Origin of the sequence: Euzebya sp., assembly GCF_964222135.1 — a bacterium.
Lineage (GTDB): Bacteria > Actinomycetota > Nitriliruptoria > Euzebyales > Euzebyaceae > Euzebya.
The window spans coordinates 72,294-88,537 of the sequence record NZ_CAXQBR010000038.1; the positions used below are offsets into that span (position 1 = coordinate 72,294).

Annotated in this window: 13 protein-coding genes and 1 tRNA gene; 8 read left to right on the forward strand and 6 right to left on the reverse strand. The window is 71.2% G+C overall.

All coding sequences use genetic code 11. From position 1 onward, the window contains the following. Window positions 1-43 precede the first annotated feature (43 nt). Together ACEQ2X_RS09240 and ACEQ2X_RS09245 are read left to right on the forward strand one after the other, a co-directional pair. Complete coding sequence (locus ACEQ2X_RS09240) at window positions 44-1,612, forward strand: cell wall-binding repeat-containing protein (RefSeq protein ID WP_370325515.1); 1,569 nt, start codon at window positions 44-46, stop codon at window positions 1,610-1,612. A gap of 150 nt (window positions 1,613-1,762) precedes the next feature. Further along, window positions 1,763-4,108, forward strand: a complete 2,346-nt coding sequence (locus ACEQ2X_RS09245) for a DUF3352 domain-containing protein (protein ID WP_370325516.1) — start codon at window positions 1,763-1,765, stop codon at window positions 4,106-4,108. On the opposite strand, the gene ACEQ2X_RS09250 is transcribed toward ACEQ2X_RS09245, so the two are convergent. Continuing rightward, window positions 4,105-4,815 carry a VOC family protein gene (locus tag ACEQ2X_RS09250; protein WP_370325517.1) on the reverse strand — a complete coding sequence of 237 codons (711 nt, stop codon included), beginning with the start codon at window positions 4,813-4,815 and terminating at the stop codon, window positions 4,105-4,107. The genes ACEQ2X_RS09245 and ACEQ2X_RS09250 overlap by 4 nt on opposite strands. Before the next feature lie 97 nt (window positions 4,816-4,912). Then, entirely contained in the window at window positions 4,913-5,539 is a 627-nt protein-coding gene (locus tag ACEQ2X_RS09255; protein WP_370325518.1) for a cell wall-binding repeat-containing protein, read from the reverse strand. A gap of 259 nt (window positions 5,540-5,798) precedes the next feature. On the opposite strand from ACEQ2X_RS09255, the gene ACEQ2X_RS09260 reads away from it, so the two are divergent. After that, the gene (locus tag ACEQ2X_RS09260; protein ID WP_372530555.1) at window positions 5,799-5,969 is read left to right on the forward strand and encodes a DNA-binding protein; all 171 of its coding nucleotides are present in this window, start codon (window positions 5,799-5,801) and stop codon (window positions 5,967-5,969) included. 30 nt (window positions 5,970-5,999) lie between these two features. Here the strand turns inward: ACEQ2X_RS09260 and ACEQ2X_RS09265 are convergent, their stop codons facing one another. Then, window positions 6,000-6,416 (reverse strand): CoA-binding protein, encoded by a 417-nt coding sequence (locus tag ACEQ2X_RS09265; RefSeq protein ID WP_370325520.1) that lies wholly within the window; start codon window positions 6,414-6,416, stop codon window positions 6,000-6,002. A 63-nt stretch (window positions 6,417-6,479) separates the two neighbouring features. Here ACEQ2X_RS09265 and ACEQ2X_RS09270 point away from each other — a divergent pair. Both ACEQ2X_RS09270 and ACEQ2X_RS09275 read left to right on the forward strand, forming a co-directional pair. Further along, window positions 6,480-6,552, forward strand: a tRNA-Val gene (locus ACEQ2X_RS09270). Window positions 6,553-6,709: 157 nt separating this feature from the next. Then, complete coding sequence (locus ACEQ2X_RS09275; protein WP_370325521.1) at window positions 6,710-7,747, forward strand: tyrosine-type recombinase/integrase; 1,038 nt, start codon at window positions 6,710-6,712, stop codon at window positions 7,745-7,747. Here ACEQ2X_RS09275 and ACEQ2X_RS09280 read toward each other — a convergent pair. Continuing rightward, a complete protein-coding gene (locus tag ACEQ2X_RS09280) occupies window positions 7,740-8,024 on the reverse strand; it encodes a hypothetical protein (RefSeq protein ID WP_370325522.1) in 285 nt (94 codons plus the stop codon). The genes ACEQ2X_RS09275 and ACEQ2X_RS09280 overlap by 8 nt on opposite strands. Window positions 8,025-8,289: 265 nt before the next feature. On the opposite strand from ACEQ2X_RS09280, the gene mobF reads away from it, so the two are divergent. The 3 genes from mobF (at window position 8,290) to ACEQ2X_RS09295 (ending at window position 14,858) form a co-directional block, all read left to right on the forward strand. After that, window positions 8,290-11,781: a MobF family relaxase gene (gene mobF, locus ACEQ2X_RS09285; protein WP_370325523.1), complete on the forward strand. Its 3,492-nt coding sequence runs from the start codon at window positions 8,290-8,292 to the stop codon at window positions 11,779-11,781. 148 nt (window positions 11,782-11,929) lie between these two features. Beyond that, entirely contained in the window at window positions 11,930-13,105 is a 1,176-nt protein-coding gene (locus tag ACEQ2X_RS09290; protein WP_370325524.1) for a hypothetical protein, read from the forward strand. Window positions 13,106-13,157: 52 nt separating this feature from the next. Beyond that, window positions 13,158-14,858 carry a DUF4209 domain-containing protein gene (locus ACEQ2X_RS09295; RefSeq protein ID WP_370325525.1) on the forward strand — a complete coding sequence of 567 codons (1,701 nt, stop codon included), beginning with the start codon at window positions 13,158-13,160 and terminating at the stop codon, window positions 14,856-14,858. A gap of 399 nt (window positions 14,859-15,257) precedes the next feature. On the opposite strand, the gene ACEQ2X_RS09300 is transcribed toward ACEQ2X_RS09295, so the two are convergent. Together ACEQ2X_RS09300 and ACEQ2X_RS09305 are read right to left on the reverse strand one after the other, a co-directional pair. After that, on the reverse strand, window positions 15,258-15,602 hold the full coding sequence (locus ACEQ2X_RS09300) for a type II toxin-antitoxin system RelE/ParE family toxin (RefSeq protein WP_370325526.1): 345 nt from the start codon (window positions 15,600-15,602) through the stop codon (window positions 15,258-15,260). Beyond that, a complete protein-coding gene (locus ACEQ2X_RS09305) occupies window positions 15,595-15,834 on the reverse strand; it encodes a type II toxin-antitoxin system ParD family antitoxin (RefSeq protein ID WP_370325527.1) in 240 nt (79 codons plus the stop codon). Before ACEQ2X_RS09305 ends, ACEQ2X_RS09300 begins: the two co-directional genes overlap by 8 nt. Window positions 15,835-16,244 lie beyond the last annotated feature (410 nt).

A 16,244-nucleotide genomic window follows, 5' to 3' on the forward strand; every position in this document is an offset into this window, starting at 1 on the left:
CGCACCGCGGGCCCGGCCGGAGCAGTCGCCGATCGGAGTTCCCGTGCCAGCACCCACCACCACCGGACCGTCTCGACGTGCGCCGGTGGCCGTCGCCGCGGTCGTGGCCGCGCTCGCGCTGGCCCTCGCGCTCGTGGCGGCCCGGCCCGCGTCGTCCCAGGAGGTCCCGAGCCTGTCGGACCTGATCGAGCAGATCGGCGACATCGAGGGCCTCGACCCCCTCGACCCGGTGCTGAACCCGGTGTTCGAGATCATCACCGCCCTCGAGGAGGCGCTCGGCGAGGGCGGCGCGCCCGGCGCGGTCAACGCCTTCCAGCTCGAGGGCGACGACGCGGTGTCCGCCGCGGTCGCCTTCAGCCAGGCCACCTTCCCCGACGGCGCCGCTGCGGCGGTGGTCGGCCGCGAGGACCTGTTCGCCGACTCGATGTCCTCGAGCGGCTTCCAGGGCGTGTTCGACGCGCCCCTGCTGCTGACGGACTCCGGCGACCTCGACCCGCGGACCGGCAACGAGCTGCAGCGCCTCGGCATGGACACCGTGACGATCCTCGGCGGCGAGGACGCCCTGGACCCGGTCGTGGTCAACAAGCTCGAGATCGCCGGGCTCGAGGTCGTCCGCGTCGGCGGGGCCACGCGCGTCGAGACCTCGACGGAGGCGGCTGACCTGACGAACGGCGGGGCGACCCGCGCGGTGCTCGTCCGCGCGTACCCCGACCCCGGCGAGCCGGACAGCCAGGCCTACGCCGACCTACTGGCCGCCGGCCCGTACGCCGCGGACAGCGGCTGGCCGGTGCTGATGACCACCTCCGCAGAGCTCCACCCAGCGGTGGCCGAGGAGCTGGCAACCTTCGACGAGGTGACGATCATCGGCGGCACCGGCGCGATCGCCGCGTCCGTCGCCGACGAGCTCGAGGGGATGGGCCTGACCGTCGACCGCATCGCCGGGGACAACCGGTTCGCCACCGCGGTCGCGATCGCCGAGGAGCGGGGCTTCACCTCGTCGGCCGACGCCGACCAGATCGTCCTCGCCGAGTCCGGCGGCCGCGACGACGTCTGGGCGCCCGGGTTCGCCGCCACGTCCTACGCCGACCAGAACACCGCCCCGGTGCTGCTCAGCGACGGCGAGCTCCTGCCGCAGGAGACGCTGGCCTTCCTCGCCCAGGGCGTGCCGGAGAACCTGCTCGACGGCGGACCGGCCATCGTCTGCGCGCCGTTCGTCAGCGAGCCGGCGTGCCTCGCTGCCGGCGCGCTGTCCATCGGGGCGCTGAGCGACCTCGGCGACATCCTCGGCCTGCCCCTCGAGGACATCCCGCTGATCGGGGACATCCTCGAGGCGCTGTCCGAGGCCGGGCTGCTGCCCGAGCAGCTGCAGGAGGTCGTCGACGCGCTGCTCGAGGGCGGGGTGTCCCCGGACGCGGTCGCCGACCTGGTCGAGGCGCTCGCCGGCGGCGACGCCGAGGCCGTGACCGACGTGCTCGAGGACGTGCCGCTGATCGGGGACATCGTCGGCGGGTTGGGAGGCGGCGACGGGGACGACGACGACGGGGGTGGGGGGTCCAACCCGGTCACCGACCTGATCGAGGACCTCATCGGCGGGCTGGGCGGGGGGCTGTAGGCCAACCTCCCCCGGCGTTGCAGCCCCGTTGCAGCCGTCGCACGCGTCACCGTTCCGTAGGCTCACGACCGCGCCGCGGGGAGTACCGTGCCGGTCGTCATGGTTCGTCGGGTGCGGCGCAGTCACCGCGCCCTGGGAGGAGAACGCGAGATGGACAGCACCTCGAAGCGCGGGTCGACCCCGTCCGAGGGTGACCAGTGGGGATCGTCGGGCGGCTGGAACGACGGCGAGGAGTCCCCGTCGACGCCGTCGGGGACGGGCACCTCGCAGGGCGGGTGGAACGTCGACGACGGGACCGACTGGCCGGCCAGCCCGGTCGGGTCGTCCTCGCCTCCCGCGGCTGCGCCGACCCCGGCCGCCCCGTCACCGGCTCCGGCTCCCGGTCCGGCTCCGGCACCCGGCCCCGCACCGACCCCTCCTGGGCCCCAGGCATGGCAGCCCGGCGCGCCGGTGGCCGGCGCGCCCGGTGGACTGCCCGCCGGCGCGCCCCCCGGCGCACCGCAGGCGCCCTGGCAGCCGGGCGCCCCGCCCCCGGGCGCGCCCGGCGTCCCCCAGTACGGCGGGTACGGCCCCCCGGGCGGCGTCCCGCCGCAGGCGCCCAAGAAGCGGGGCAAGGGCCCGCTGATCGCCGGTCTCGTGGTGCTGCTGGTCGTGGTGGCCGGCGGCGCGGTGTTCGCCCTGCAGTTCCTGCAAGGCTCCGGTGACCGGCTCGTGAGCCGCGTGCCGGATGGCGCAGCCCTCTACGCGCACCTGAACCTGAACCCGTCCGCGGGCAACAAGCTCGGCATCCAGTCCCTCATCGACCGGGTCAACGAGGCGGCGGGGGAGGAGCTGATCAGCATCGACGCGATCGTCGGGCAGCTGGAGGCCTCCTCCGACGACGCGCCCAGCTTCTCCGACGACATCGACCCGTGGCTCGGCGACCAGATCGCCGTGTACCTGGGTGACGTCCCGAGCGTCGACTCGATGGCCGAGTCGGTCCCCGAGGACTTCGCGATCCTCCTCGCCGTCGACGACGCGGACGCAGCCGCGGCGTTCATCGAGGACCAGGACCCCGCCGGTGAGTACGACGCGGGTGACGGCCGGCAGGGGTGGCTCGTGGCCGAGGGCGGCGACGGCGGTCCTGACGCGGTCGCGGTCATCGACGACGGCGTGCTGCTGTTCGGCACCGAGTCCGGGGTCGAGCGGGCGCTCGACGCCGACTCCTCGCTGGCCGACAGCGACGCCTACACCACCGTGACCGACCAGCTGCCGGACCGGGTCGTCACCCTCTACGTCGACACCGCCGCGTTCGTCGAGGCGGTCGCCGCGGAGTCCGGGCAGGAGGAGCTGCTGCAGGGCCTCGGCGCCACCGCGGTGTCGGTGAGCTTCGCCGAGGGCAGCGTCGACATCAGCAGCGTCGCCACCGTCGGCGACGGCGACAACCCCCTGACCGCTGAGTCCATCGCCGCGGCCGACCTGGCCGACCTGCCGGCCGGCGGCCTGTTCTACGGCCGGTTCCCGAACCTCGGGCCGCTGCTCACCTCCGCACTCGAGTCGGCCGACGCCGCCTCCTCGATGGCCGCCGAGGAGCTCGGCGAGCCCCTCGGCGACGACCAGCTGCCGTCCGCGCAGATCGAGGCCGGTCTGGAGGAGGTCCTCGGCACGTCGGTGTCCGAGATCGCCGGGTGGCTCGGGGACCTCAGCCTCGCCGTCGCCTACGACCCGTCGGCGTCGAGTGACAACGCCGGGCTGCTGGTGCAGGCCGCCGTCGCCGACGTCGACGCCGCCACCGACCTCGTGGACGCCATCGCTGAGCAGCTGCCGCCGGAGGCCGGCCTCGACATCGAGTCCGGGTCGATCACCGCCGGCGACCTGAGCATCCGCGTGGCCGACGAGGCCCTGTCCATCCAGGCCGGGTCGTTCGGCGACGGCACGCTTGGCGAGGACGAGGCCTACCAGGCCGCCGTCGACGGGCTGGTCGGCGACCCGATCGTCTACATCGACATCCCCGGCGTGGTCGGCGCCATCGCCCCGTTCGCCGTCGGCACCGAGCCGACCGACGAGGCGCAGCAGGCGCTCGACGTGGCGGCCGCGTTCGATGCGATCGTCGGCGGGTTCGCCGTCGAGGGGGACGTGGTCCGCAGCACCCTGCGGATCAGCTACGGCGGCGAGGTCGAGTCCGTGGACGTCTCCGAGCCCAACCTGCCCGCCCTCGAGTTCGGCGAGCTGGGCACGTTCGAGGACCTCGTCGAGGGCGCGACGGGTGGCGACGACGCCCAGCCCATCGGCGGCGACACGGGCACCGGGATCGATCCGACCGCCGGCGAGCCGTTCGCCTTCGGGGACGACCCCGAGCTGGACGTGCTCTACACCGCCTGCGCCGACGGCGACTTCGTCGCCTGCGACGACCTGTACTTCGCCAGCCCGATCGGCAGCGAGTACGAGGCGTTCGCGCTGACCTGCGGTGACCGTGGGGCGGACACCTCGGTCAGCTGCGTGGAGCAGTTCGGCTAAGCCGCGTCCCCGCCGGGGGTGAAGGCGCAGAACTCGTTGCCCTGCGGGTCTGCGCACACGGTCCAGCGCGTGGTGGGCGTCGGAGCGGCCAGGACGGTCGCACCGGCGCCCACCAGCGCGTCGACGTCGTCACAGTCCACGTCCCAGTGGATCCGGTTCTTCACGGCCTTGGGCTCGGGGACGGGGATCATGTCGATGGTCTCGAACGGCAGGCCGGGGATGTCCTCGATCCACCAGAACCCACGGCCGTCGTCGACCACCCGGCCGCCGAGCACGTCGGCCCACCAGGTGGCGAGGGCCTCGGAGGCAGCGCCGTCGGCGACGTCGACGACCATCTCGTAGCGCCGGGCCGGCGGGGCCGCGGGGAGGTCGTCGCGGAGGAAGGTGCAGAACTCCCCGCCATCGGGGTCGGCCAGCGTCGTCCAGGGCTTGCCGGTGTCCTCGGCGGCCGCCACGACGGTCGCACCGAGGTCGAGCAGGGGATCGAGCGAGCGGGCGCGGACGTCGAGGTGCACCCGGTGCTTGACGGTCTTCGGCTCGGGGACGGCGTTGACCCAGATCGTCTCGGTGGGGTGGTCACCCCGCAGCACGGCGTGGCCGTCGCCCCGCCGCTCGACCGACAGGCCCAGGGCGGCGCCCCAGAAGTCGGCCAGCCGGTGGGCGTCGACGGCGTCGATGCACAGGTCCTTCCAGGTCGCGAGAGACATGGATCCGAGTCAACCACCGGTCCTGGCCGGTGGTGGTGGACGTCCGGACAGCAGGACGCCCCAGGCGCGTGGCCTGGGGCGTCTCGTGCAGGGTGTACTACCCGGTCGTGTCGACCTCGTCCTCGGTGGGGGATTCGGTGTCGGTCGGGTCGGTGGGGTCGTCGGTCGGGTCGTCGGTCGGCGACTCGGTGGCCGTCGGGTCATCCGTCGGGGTCTCGGTGGGCATGGGCGACTCGGTCGCGCCACCCTCGCCGCCGGCGGCGGCGACGGCGTCGTCGAGCACCTGCTCGCAGACCGCGTCCACGCCACCGAGGGCGATGACGCGCTCGGGGTCGAGGCGCTCGAGCTCATCCTGGACGACGTCCGGGATGGTGTCGCACTGCGGGACGAGGATGATCGGGCCACCGTCCAGCGAGCCGGCGGACAGCGAGTCCGGGAACGCGTCGGCGCGAGCGATGTAGACCTCGTCGGCGCCCTCGGGGAAGGCGGCCTGGCTGATGCTCACCGACGTCTCGTAGCGGGTCTCGCCGCCGTACCGGTCGCTCTGGACCGCCCCGTCGTCGGGGGTCTCGGTCCCGTCGGGGGTCTCGGTCTCGTCCGGGGTCTCGGTCTCGGTGGGGGACTCGGTGTCGGTCGGGTCCTCCGTGGGCTCCTGGGATGCGGCAGTGGCGATGCTCGTGAAGCCGAAGCCGACGATCACGACCAGCGCGACTGCGATGCCCATCAGAGAGGATCTCAGGGTCCGTGACATGTGTGCACGTTCCTTTCCGTTGCGGTCTGTGCGCGGTCCGGGAGGCCCCGAACTGCCACTGGGCCTCGCCCTACCCAGCGCTGACATGACGAATCACGAGCGATGATCTGCAGCAGTCCCGGGCCGTCGTCACGACGTGGCGCACGCGACGAGGAGGCACCCATGCGCATGACGATCCGGCACCCGACGAGAGGACCCCGGCGTGGCGGGGAGTGACGACGACCTGCCCACCGTGAGCGCACCTGCCTCGCGGGCGCTCGCGGCAGCGGGTGTCGCGGACCTGCGGGACCTGTCGGCCATGCGCCGACGGGACGTGGCCGCGCTCCACGGCGTCGGGCCGACCGTCATGCGCGTGCTCGATGCCGCGCTGGCCGACCGGGGGATGGCGTTCGCAGAGGACTGACCGTCGCTGCGTCGGCGTCGCTGCAGTCGGTCAGCCCGCGGTCTTGTCGATCCCGAAGGTCCGGGCGTCCACACCGGAGCAGCGGTCCTGGACGAAGGCGATGCCCGCCTGGTCCGCGATGGCCTCCGCCTCGGCCGAGCGGATGCCGAGCTGCAGCCACACCGCCCCCGCGCCGGCCTCGACGGCCTGTCGGGTGACGTCCGGAGCCTCGGTGGAAGGGCGGAAGACGACGACGAGATCGGGGGCGACGTCCAGGTCGGCGAGGGTCGGCATCGCCGGGACACCCAGGATCTCGGTGGCCGAGGGGTGGACCGGCCGGACGTCGTAGCCCATGCCCTGCAACCACGCCGGGATGCGGTGGGCGGCCTTGGCGGGGTTGGTCGAGCACCCGACCACGGCCACGACGTCGGCGTCTTCGAGCACGGTGCGGGGATCAGCCTGAGCCATGCGCCCAGCATGCCCGCCCGCGGTGGCGATGCCTGCGGGGGAGCGGTACCCTTCCGCCTCCGCGGGCGGTTAGCTCAGTTGGGAGAGCGTCTGGTCGACAACCAGGAGGCCACAGGTTCGAGCCCTGTACCGCCCACACAGACTCACACCGTCAGGGCCCCGAGAAATCGGGGCCCTGACTGCTTTTCGCAGACCCCTTTGCCCTACGTTGGACCCCATTCACCGCCGATGGGGGTCCAAAAGGGGTCCAGCGGGGGTCCCGAAAGGGGTCCAGGCCGACAGGAGGTCCGCGGATGGGTCGCAGCAAGGGCGAGGGGACGATCTCGAAGCTGCCGGACGGGCGGTGGCGAGCCCGGATCCGGTACGGCGGACGGGACTTCTACGGCGAACGGGTCCGGACCAAGCGCGAGGCGGTGGCGACGCTGCCCGAGGTCAGGGAGCGGGCGTACGGACCGCAGGACACCGATGAGCCCACGGTCGCCGAGTACGTCCGCGAGTACCTCGACGGCCGCCGTGAGGAGCTGGCACAGAACTCCTGGCGGCTGTACGACCGAATGGAGCGGCTCTACATCGGTCCCAACCTCGACATGCCCGTCTCGGCGCTGCGGACGCCGGATCTGCAGAAGCTGTACAAGCGGTTGAAGGACGACGGGGTCGGCACCGCCACGATCGGCCGCGTCCACTCCGTCCTGTCGGTCGCCCTCGGCGAGGCGGTCCGGATGGGCTTGATCGATCACTCCCCCGCGACCCACGCCAAGCCGCCGCGGCACACCTCCAAGGATCCGCACCCGTTGACCCCGGACGAGGCGAAGGCGTTGCTGCGGGCGTGTCGTGCGCCGGCGGCCCCGTCCGGCCGGATCATCGCCGCCATCCTCCTGCTGGGCCTGCGGCTGAACGAGGCCATCGAGCTCCGCTGGCACCACATCGATCGCGCCGAGGGCTTCCTGACCGTGCCCGGCACCAAGACCCAGAGCTCCGCGGCGAGGTTGCCCCTCCCCCGGGTGGCGCTGGAGGTCATCGGTGAGCAGGGCGACGCAGCCGTGACCGACCCCGTCTTCCCCTCGACCGTCGATGCGTCGCGTCGCACCTCCCGCCAGACCGTGAGCCGGCACCTGCTCGCTCTGCTGGACGCCCTGGGCATCGAGCGGCGACGGATCCACGACCTGCGGCACAGCACGGGATCGCTGCTGGCAGCATCCGGGGTCCCGACGCGCCTCATCCAGAGCGTCCTGCGCCACACCTCCGCGGCGATGTCCGTGCACTACTCCCGGTCCTACGACCCCGACCTGCGCGAGGCGCTCGACCAGCTCGGGGACGCCCTGGTCACCTGACCACGCCGTCCGCCATCCAGCGTGCGAGTGCTGCCTTGGAGGCGACCCACTTGGTGCCGATGCGACGCGCGGGAATGGTCACGCCGGCGTAGCGGTCGACATGACGCCGCGACACGCCGAGGTGCGCGGCGATGGCCTCGGCGCCGGTCAAGACGTCGTCCTCGGCCACGATCAGGATGCGGTCAGCGTCGGCCAGCAACCGGGACGCGACCTGCAGCCCGATCGCCTGGGCGAGGGAGTCGGTGGCGGTCTCGACCGTCATGCCTCGAGCGCTCAACGCTGCCTCCTCGGTCCCCGGGCTCATCTCCGCCCTCTGTCAGACGTGGCACCCCCCGGTTCTGTGTCAACGGATTCCTCGATCGTCGACGAGCGACCCGGACTGCTGCCGCTCGCGAAGTTTCTCGAAATCGTTGACACAACCGATTCCCCGCCCCCGTCTACCAGGTCACACGTCTTGCACACGCGGACGGCAGGGAGGCAGCAGGTCGGATGTCGGGGGTTCAGAACGCCGGGTGTGGCTGGTGACGGTGTCGATGCGAGTGATGTCCGCGGGCGCCGGCTATCGGTACCTGCTGGACTCCGTCGCGGTCGGCGACGCCGCACGTGAGCCAGGCCGTGGGCTGGCGGACTACTACTCCGTCGAGGGTTGCCCGCCGGGCCGGTGGCTCGGTTCAGGACTGCCCGCCCTGGCCAGCGGGGAGCTTCGAGCGGGCGATGTGGTCACCGAGGAGCAGGTGGCACGCCTGCTCGGCCAAGGCCGCGACCCGCTCACCGGAGATCCGTTGGGACGCGCCTACCCCCAATACCGGTCGCGGACCGAGCGGATCGCCGACCGCGTCGCCGGGCTCGACCCCGGCCTGGACGACGACGCCCGCGCGGCCGCCGTGGAGCGGATCGAGCGTGAGGAGTCGGCACGGCGCTCCCGGCGGGCGGTGGCCGGGTTCGACCTGACCTTCAGCGTCCCGAAGTCCGTGTCGGTGTTGTGGGCGCTCGCCGACGAGGATGTCCGTGCTCAGGTCGTGGCTGCGCACCACGCGGCGATCGCCGACGTGATCGGCGTGCTGGAGCGGGAGGTCGCGGCCACCCGGGTGGGCGCGAGGGGACCGGACGGTGCGGTCGCCCAGGTCCCTGTGGCCGGTGTGATCGCCGCGGCGTTCGATCACTACGACTCCCGTGCCGGCGATCCGCAGTTGCACACCCACGTGGTGATCGCGAACAAGGCCAGGACGATCCTCGACGGCAAGTGGCGGGCGCTGGACGGCCGGCCGGTGCATGCGGCGATGGTGGCGCTGTCCGAGCACTACAACGCCGTCCTCGCCGACCGGCTCACCGACACCCTTGGCGTCGTCTGGATCCAACGCGACCGTGGTGCCGATCGGAACCCGGGATGGGAGATCGCCGGCGTGCCCGACGAGCTGGTCGACGTCTTCTCGTCCCGCACCGGCGACATCGACGCGGCCAAGGATCAGCTGATCGCGGACTATGTGGCCACCCACGGCCACCAGCCCTCGACGAAGACCGTCCTGAAGCTGCGCCAGCAGGCCACGTTGGCGACCCGGCCGGACAAGGCGTTGCACTCTCTTGCCGAGCTGACCGACCGCTGGCATGCCACCGCCAGCACGCACGCCGTGCCGTCGGGTGCATGGCTGCACGCTGCGCTCGGAGCACGTGCACAGCAGCGAATGCACGCATCGGACCTTTCGCCTGCGACTGTGGCGGGGATCGCCGCGACGGTGCTGGAGGTGGTGGGTGAGCGCCGGTCGACGTGGCGCCGCTGGAACCTGCACGCGGAGGCGACCCGTCAGCTGATGGGCGTCCGGTTCGCCAGCACCGCCGACCGCGAGGCGGTCGTCTCTGCCGTCGTCCATGCCGCCGAGGCCGCGTCGGTGCAGCTGACGCCGCCGGAGCTTGCTCACGTCCCGAAGGAGTTGCGGCGCGAGGACGGCACCAGCGTGTTGCGGCCGCGGCACTCGACGGTGTTCACCTCCGCCGAGCTGCTCGCCGTCGAAGACCAACTGCTCCGGCTGTCGCGGGCGACGCACGGACCGCAGGTCCCGGCGGTCACCGTCGCCCATCACGCCAACGGACTCGGCCACGATCAAGTTGCCGCGATCGCCAAGGTGGGGACGTCCGGCCGGTTGGTGGACGTGCTCGTCGGCCCGGCTGGTGCAGGCAAGACCACCACCATGCGCGCCCTCCGGACGGCGTGGGAGTACCTCTACGGTCCCGGCACGGTGGTGGGGCTCGCGCCATCCGCCGCGGCCGCAGAGGTGCTCGGCGCCGACCTGGAGATCGACACCGAGACCACGGCGAAGTGGCTCCACGAGTTCGCGGCTGGCCGTGTCGCGCTCCGTGCCGGCCAGTTGCTGATCGTCGACGAAGCCTCCCTCGCCGGCACCCACACCCTGCACCGCCTCGCCACCGCCACAGCAGACGCCGGCGCCAAGCTCCTCCTCGTCGGCGACCCCGCCCAGCTGGCCGCCGTCGACGCCGGCGGCGCGTTCAGGTTGCTGGCGACCGACCGCGACGACATCGCCGAGCTCACCGACGTCCGCCGCTTCCACCACGACTGGGAGAAGCACGCCTCCATGCAGCTACGTGACGGCAACTCCGCGGTGCTCGACACCTACGCGGCGCACGGTCGCCTCCGAGACGGTGACACCGAGGCGATGCTGGACGCCGCCTACACCGCTTGGCAGGCGGACCTCGCCGCGGGCAAGACAAGCCTGCTGATCGCGCCGACGCGCGACCACGTCATCGCCCTGAACCAGCGCGCGCACACCGACCGTGTCGCCGCCGGCGACGTCGACCCGTCCACCGTCGTCCGCTTGCACGACCGCACGCTCGCCGGGGTCGGCGACGTGATCGTGTCCCGCCGCAACCACCGCCAGCTCGCGAACGCATCCGGACGGTGGGTGCGCAACGGTGACCGCTGGACGGTGTCGTCGATTCACTCCGACGGTACCCTCACCGTCCAGGGCAACGGGGGCACCGTGGAGTTCCCGGCCGGGTACGTCGCCGAGCACGTCGAACTTGGGTACGCGGTGACCGCCCATCGTGCCCAGGGCGCGACCGTCGACGCCGCCCACGCCATCGTCACCACCGCGATGACCCGCGAGACCCTCTACGTCGCCATGACCCGCGGCCGGCACTCGAACACCGCCTACACCACCACCGACAACGCCGACGTCGAACCCCACCAGGACGGGGGCGACGAGATCACCGGCCGGCAGGTGCTCGGCGGCGTGCTCACCCGGACCGGGGCAGAGCGGACCGCCCACGAGACGCTCCGAGACGAGCAGAACCGGTGGGGCAGCATCGCCCAACTCGCCGCGGAGTACGACACCATCGCCGCCGCCGCTCAACACGACCGCTGGACCCGCCTCGTCCACGTCTGCGGCCTCACCGACGACCAAGCTGACCAGGTGCTCGTCTCGGACGCGTTCGGAGCCCTCTCATCCGCGCTGCGGCAAGCCGAGGCCCATCACCTCAACCCCGAAGAACTGCTCCCCAGGCTCGTAGCCGCCCGGGACCTCGACGACGCCGAGGACATCGCCGCTGTCCTCCACCACCGCGTCACCACCGTCACCACCCGCCCCGCGACGACCGAGCACCGGCCACCGAACCTGATCGCGGGTCTCATCCCCAACGCCACCGGACCCATGACCCCCGACATGCGCACCGCTCTCGACGAACGTCACCAGCTCATCGAACAGAGAGCCCGCGACCTCGTCGAGACCGCCATGGTCCATCACGAACCGTGGCTCCGCCACCTCGGACCCGTCCCCCAGAACTGGCACGGCCGCGACCGGTGGGTCCGCACGGCGAGCACCGTCGCCGCCTACCGCGACCGCTACCGCATCACCACCACCGACCCGCTCGGCCGCGACGCGGCCAACCAACTGCAGCGTGCCGATGCCGCCCGAGTCCGCGCGGCCATGAACCACCTGCGCCTGGTCCGCGCCTTGGACCCGGGTACCGCGACGCGTCGGCCAGTCCAGCGAGACTCACCCGGGCTCGGCCCGTCGTTGTGATAGTGGGGGACACCTGAGGCGTCCAAGCACCGCCGGGCGACCGGGGACGGAGCCTTTCCGAGAGATTGGCAGGTCGCATGCTCCTTGGACCGACCGGCACGAGCCGTCCCCCTCGCGGCCTTCTTCGGCCTATGGTGGGATACGGCGGGTGACGATCTTCTCGAGGACCACACGGACGGACCCGTCTCCGGCGTCCCACGGGGACAGCCACTTCCAGTTCCTAGACCGCGTGTCCGGGCCGTACTGGGACCAAGTTCGCGACCTAATCGAAGACTGGTTCTCCCGGCTCTGTACCGACGCCCAGGCCGACGTCCGAGGCCGCCTGCGCTCCAAGGACGATCGGCAATTTGCCGGTGCGTTCTTCGAGCTATACATACACGAGTGCCTGTTCCGAATGGGCTACTCCGTGACGTGCCATCCGGAACTCGAAGGGACGAGTCGTCGACCGGACTTCCTCGCCGTGAAGGAGGGGAGGTCGATCTACGTCGAGGCGCGCTCGGCGTCGTCCAGCGACGTCGCGGTTGCGAAGTCGGCCAGGGTGAAGGCGGTGTACGAGTCGCTGGACAGGTTGGACAGTCCGAACTTCTTCCTCTGGATCGATGTCGCCGAGCATGGCGACGATCCGCTTCGCGCCAGGCCACTGCGAGGCCACCTCGAGAAGTGGCTGGCGGGGTTGGATCCTGACGAACACACCCTTGAGAGCAAACGTCGCGACGACCTTCCCGCGTTCACTCATACGGACGCGGGATGGAAGATCGAGTTCCGCGCAGTTCCCAAGTCACGCGAAGCCCGCGGCACAGAGGGCGTCCGCCCGCTCGGAATCTTCGGCGGCGTCGAGGCCCAGTGGGTGCAGGACGACGAGGGGATCCGCGCCGCGTTGACGGACAAGGGCTCGGCCTACGGCTCGCTCGGCGCGCCGTTCGTCGTCGCGGTGGCGTCGGGCAGCATGTCTCTGGACGACGACGACGTGCTCAACGCGCTGTATGGCACGGAGGTCATCGAGCTCCGCACGTTCGCGGACGGCACGCAGTCGACCGCAGCGACTCGGAAGCCGGACGGGTACTGGTACAAGGGCGACCACTGGGATCACCGAGGGGTCTCGGCGGTCCTCATAGTCAAGAGCCTGCACCCCGCCTTCGTCGGCAAGCAGCAACACACCATTTGGGAGCACCCCGACCCCGAGGTCCCAGTCGACCCACTCCCCATCTGGCGGCGATCCCTTATCGAGGACGGGGACATGACGTTCGTCGAACCCGAGCGGTCGCAGGCTGAGTGGTTCGGCCTGGGGGACCCTTGGCCTGTGGGGGAGGCCTTCCCGCGGTAGACGCCGTCAGCCGCGCTCTGTCGGTACCCCCGACCGGTGACACCATGGCGCTGTGGCCGACGAATACAGGTTCATCACGCTGGCGGGAATCGCCGATGAGGCGGCCACAGGCGCCGAGTATGAGCACCACATCGTCGGCGCGATCATTGGCGACAACGACGACGTCGATCGTCAACGTCTGGCCGACGCGTTCCGGTTCCACGTCGACAAGCAGGACGGCGGTGGGCGCTTCGGGCCCATGGCGACCTTCACGGACGGCACCAGCGTCCCGGCGCCTCTCGCAGAGATCCCCGATGAGACCTGCGAGGTCTGGGCCGGCGTCGTTGACCACGCGACGCATCCCCGCGTACGCGCGCGTTTGCACGACCTGCTGTTCGAGCGCCGGTGGGGCAACGTCGGCGCGCATGCAGCAGGCGCTATCGACGCCTACATCGAGGAGGTAGCGCCGATCGACCCACCGTCGCAACGAACGGTCGACGGACTCGCCAGAGCATATGAGCTCGCCACGATGACCAAACGCCGTGATATGGCCGATCGCGCGACTGCAGAGCTGCTGCGTACCTCCGAAGCGAGCCTCGATGATCCCGCACCGAAGCCCGGCGTCGCGCTCCGCCTGCTCCAAGTCTTGGTCGATGCACGCTTCTCCGATCCAGCGGTGGACCAACTCCTCCAGCGGGCCCGCGAGACGTACCACGACGCATGGAACGTCGAAAGCACCATCAAGCTGCAACTGCGGCGCGCTCCCGACGCCGACGCGCGCGGCGCCCTGCAGCGCGCCCGGGTTGAGCGGTGGCTTGAAGAAGCCGACAAGGTCGACCCGCTCGTTGCTGTCATGCACCGTGAGAAGGCCGCCCGCCTCGCCCGCGCCGCCGGGCTGAGCGACTTGGCGGACCGCGCCGTGCACGCCATGCAGTCGGCGGATCCCCCGGAGCTGGCGCGCATCACGGTCCCTTTCACCATCACGGAGCAGCAGGCCGAAGACTTCATACAGTCTCTGATCGCCGACACCTGGTGGGACTCCGTCATACGGGTGCTGTCGTGCGGCCCGCCCACCGGGGACGTCGACCGCAACCGGGAAACGGCCGTCGAACTGGCGCGGGAGCACCCGCTCCAGAGCTTGTTCCCGAGCATCCATCTCGGCGGTGACGGTCTGCTGCGGTACCGGCCGACCTCGAAGGAAGAAGAGGCCGACGACCAACTCACACAAGTGGAGACGGTGGCGCTGCAGGTCCAAGGTGCCCTCACCGCAGAGGCGCTGCGCCGCGCGGGAGAGCGCCACGCACCCACGCCCGATGAAGTCGCCGCCGCGCTCACCGGTGCCGGATGCGAGGCCACGGACGCCGCGGCGATCAGCCGGGTCCTGAGACGGTTGAATGATCGTGACTTCGAGGCTGCGGCCTACACGGGCCTGCCGTTGGTGGAACGGCTCTGTCGCGAACTTCTGCTGAAGGTCGACACCCCGATATACCGCGTACAGAGAGAGCGCAAGCCCGGCACTTACCCCGGCCTCGGCGCGCTGCTGCCACTCCTGCGCGACCGAGGGCTCGACGAGTCCTGGTACCGGTTCCTGCGCACGTTCCTGTCTGCACCCAACGGCTGGAACTTCCGCAATGAAACCTTGCACGGCTTCATAAACGACGTTGACGCGCTCGGTGCCGGCCTCGTTCTCATCGCCGTGCTGTACCTCGCCCTCATTCGCCCACAAGCTGGCGGCGAGGATGCGGCTCCGTCAGCGCCCGACGAGGCGGACTAGCGTAGGGACGGAGCATTTAGCACACAGGAAGAAGCCTCGGCCGCCCAGGGTCAACTGGAGTCGCTTTTCGGCGCGCCGACCTTCTGGTAACGGCTGCTATCACTCCTAGAGCCGTTCCCATCGCGGTCGGCCATACCCTCCCTGACGCCGGCCCGGACTGCCAAGCGGATGACGTGGTAGATCACGACAGCATCACCACGCCGACCAGCAGCGATCGATCGAGTTCCACGGCGAAGTCCTCCCCGCAGCGGATGCCTAGCTCCGGGATGGAGAGCCCGAGCCTCCGCCCGCCTTGTCGTGGTCCCTTGAGGGGCCAGCCGCGTGGGACGAACCAACTGGTCCCCTGCCGGGGGGAGCGGGCCGCGCCGCCCCCAGGGACGTCGCTCCTGCACGGAGCGTTCAGCTCTGAGATGTCTCATCGTCGGGGTCGCGCATCCATGCTGGGACGTCGCGGTGGGCGTGCAGCACGCGCCACACATCCACGTGGTCGTCGCGTTCGACGTAGAAGATCAGGTACGGGAAGCTCGCGAGCTGCCAACACCGCAACCCCGGGATCTGGAGCTCCACGGAGTAGCGCGGCGACCCAGACCCCGGGTGCAGCCCGACGTGCGCCAGCGCCGCCTCGACGGCGTCCACGAACCGCAGGGCCGTGGCCTGGCCGGGGTCGTCTCGGTACCAGTCGATGGCCGCCTCGACGTCGCGGCGTGCACGCTGACGCAGGACGACGCGGCGGCGGTCACCCATCCGCCGCCTGGCGGGCGCGGTCCCTCAACGCCGAGACGAAGGCGTCATCGGCATCCACGTCGGCGGGCGACGCAGCCCCCGCGAGCAGTAGGTCGCGCAGGCGGGATCGCTCGTGGTCGCGGCGGATCAGCTCGCGCACGTACTCACTCGTGGAGCCGTACACGCCACGGGCGACCTGCTCGTCGACGAACGCCTTGAGCGGTTCAGGTAGCGAGATGTTCATCGTGGCCACCCCTGCACCGTACATCCGGGATGGCAAGCATTGCCATGACCGACCAAGTCGGTCTCGGTCCCTCAGTAGAGGCCGAACTCGACGTAGAACGGTGTGCGCGTCCAGCCAGAGCTCGTCTCCGCCGCCGCCTCGTAACGCCTGCCAGCGTGCCGCCGCCGAACCGCGGAACCGCCTCGAGCGGGTCGACGACAACCACCTCCACACGTTCGCCCGGTCCGACCACCTCCCCGCCGTCCTCGGTGACCGGGACGCGGGCGTACAGGAGGGAGGGGTCGTCCGCGGTGGCCCGGCTGAGGACGACCTGGTCCACGACGACCGGATCGGGCTGTTGTTGATGACCGCAGCCGAGACGCGGGGGTCCTCCACGGGAGCGGTTTCGCGCCCCGGCTGGTGAGGTCCGCGGTGACGTC

What these genes read in the sequence shown, in the direction of transcription:
- ACEQ2X_RS09245 (WP_370325516.1), top strand. Translation starts at nt 1,763, where the DNA reads ATGGACAGCACCTCGAAGCGCGGGTCGACCCCGTCCGAGGGTGACCAG.
- ACEQ2X_RS09250 (WP_370325517.1), bottom strand. Translation starts at nt 4,815, where the DNA reads ATGTCTCTCGCGACCTGGAAGGACCTGTGCATCGACGCCGTCGACGCC.
- ACEQ2X_RS09255 (WP_370325518.1), bottom strand. Translation starts at nt 5,539, where the DNA reads ATGGGCATCGCAGTCGCGCTGGTCGTGATCGTCGGCTTCGGCTTCACG.
- ACEQ2X_RS09265 (WP_370325520.1), bottom strand. Translation starts at nt 6,416, where the DNA reads ATGGCTCAGGCTGATCCCCGCACCGTGCTCGAAGACGCCGACGTCGTG.
- ACEQ2X_RS09275 (WP_370325521.1), top strand. Translation starts at nt 6,710, where the DNA reads ATGGGTCGCAGCAAGGGCGAGGGGACGATCTCGAAGCTGCCGGACGGG.
- mobF (WP_370325523.1), top strand. Translation starts at nt 8,290, where the DNA reads ATGTCCGCGGGCGCCGGCTATCGGTACCTGCTGGACTCCGTCGCGGTC.
- ACEQ2X_RS09300 (WP_370325526.1), bottom strand. Translation starts at nt 15,602, where the DNA reads ATGGGTGACCGCCGCCGCGTCGTCCTGCGTCAGCGTGCACGCCGCGAC.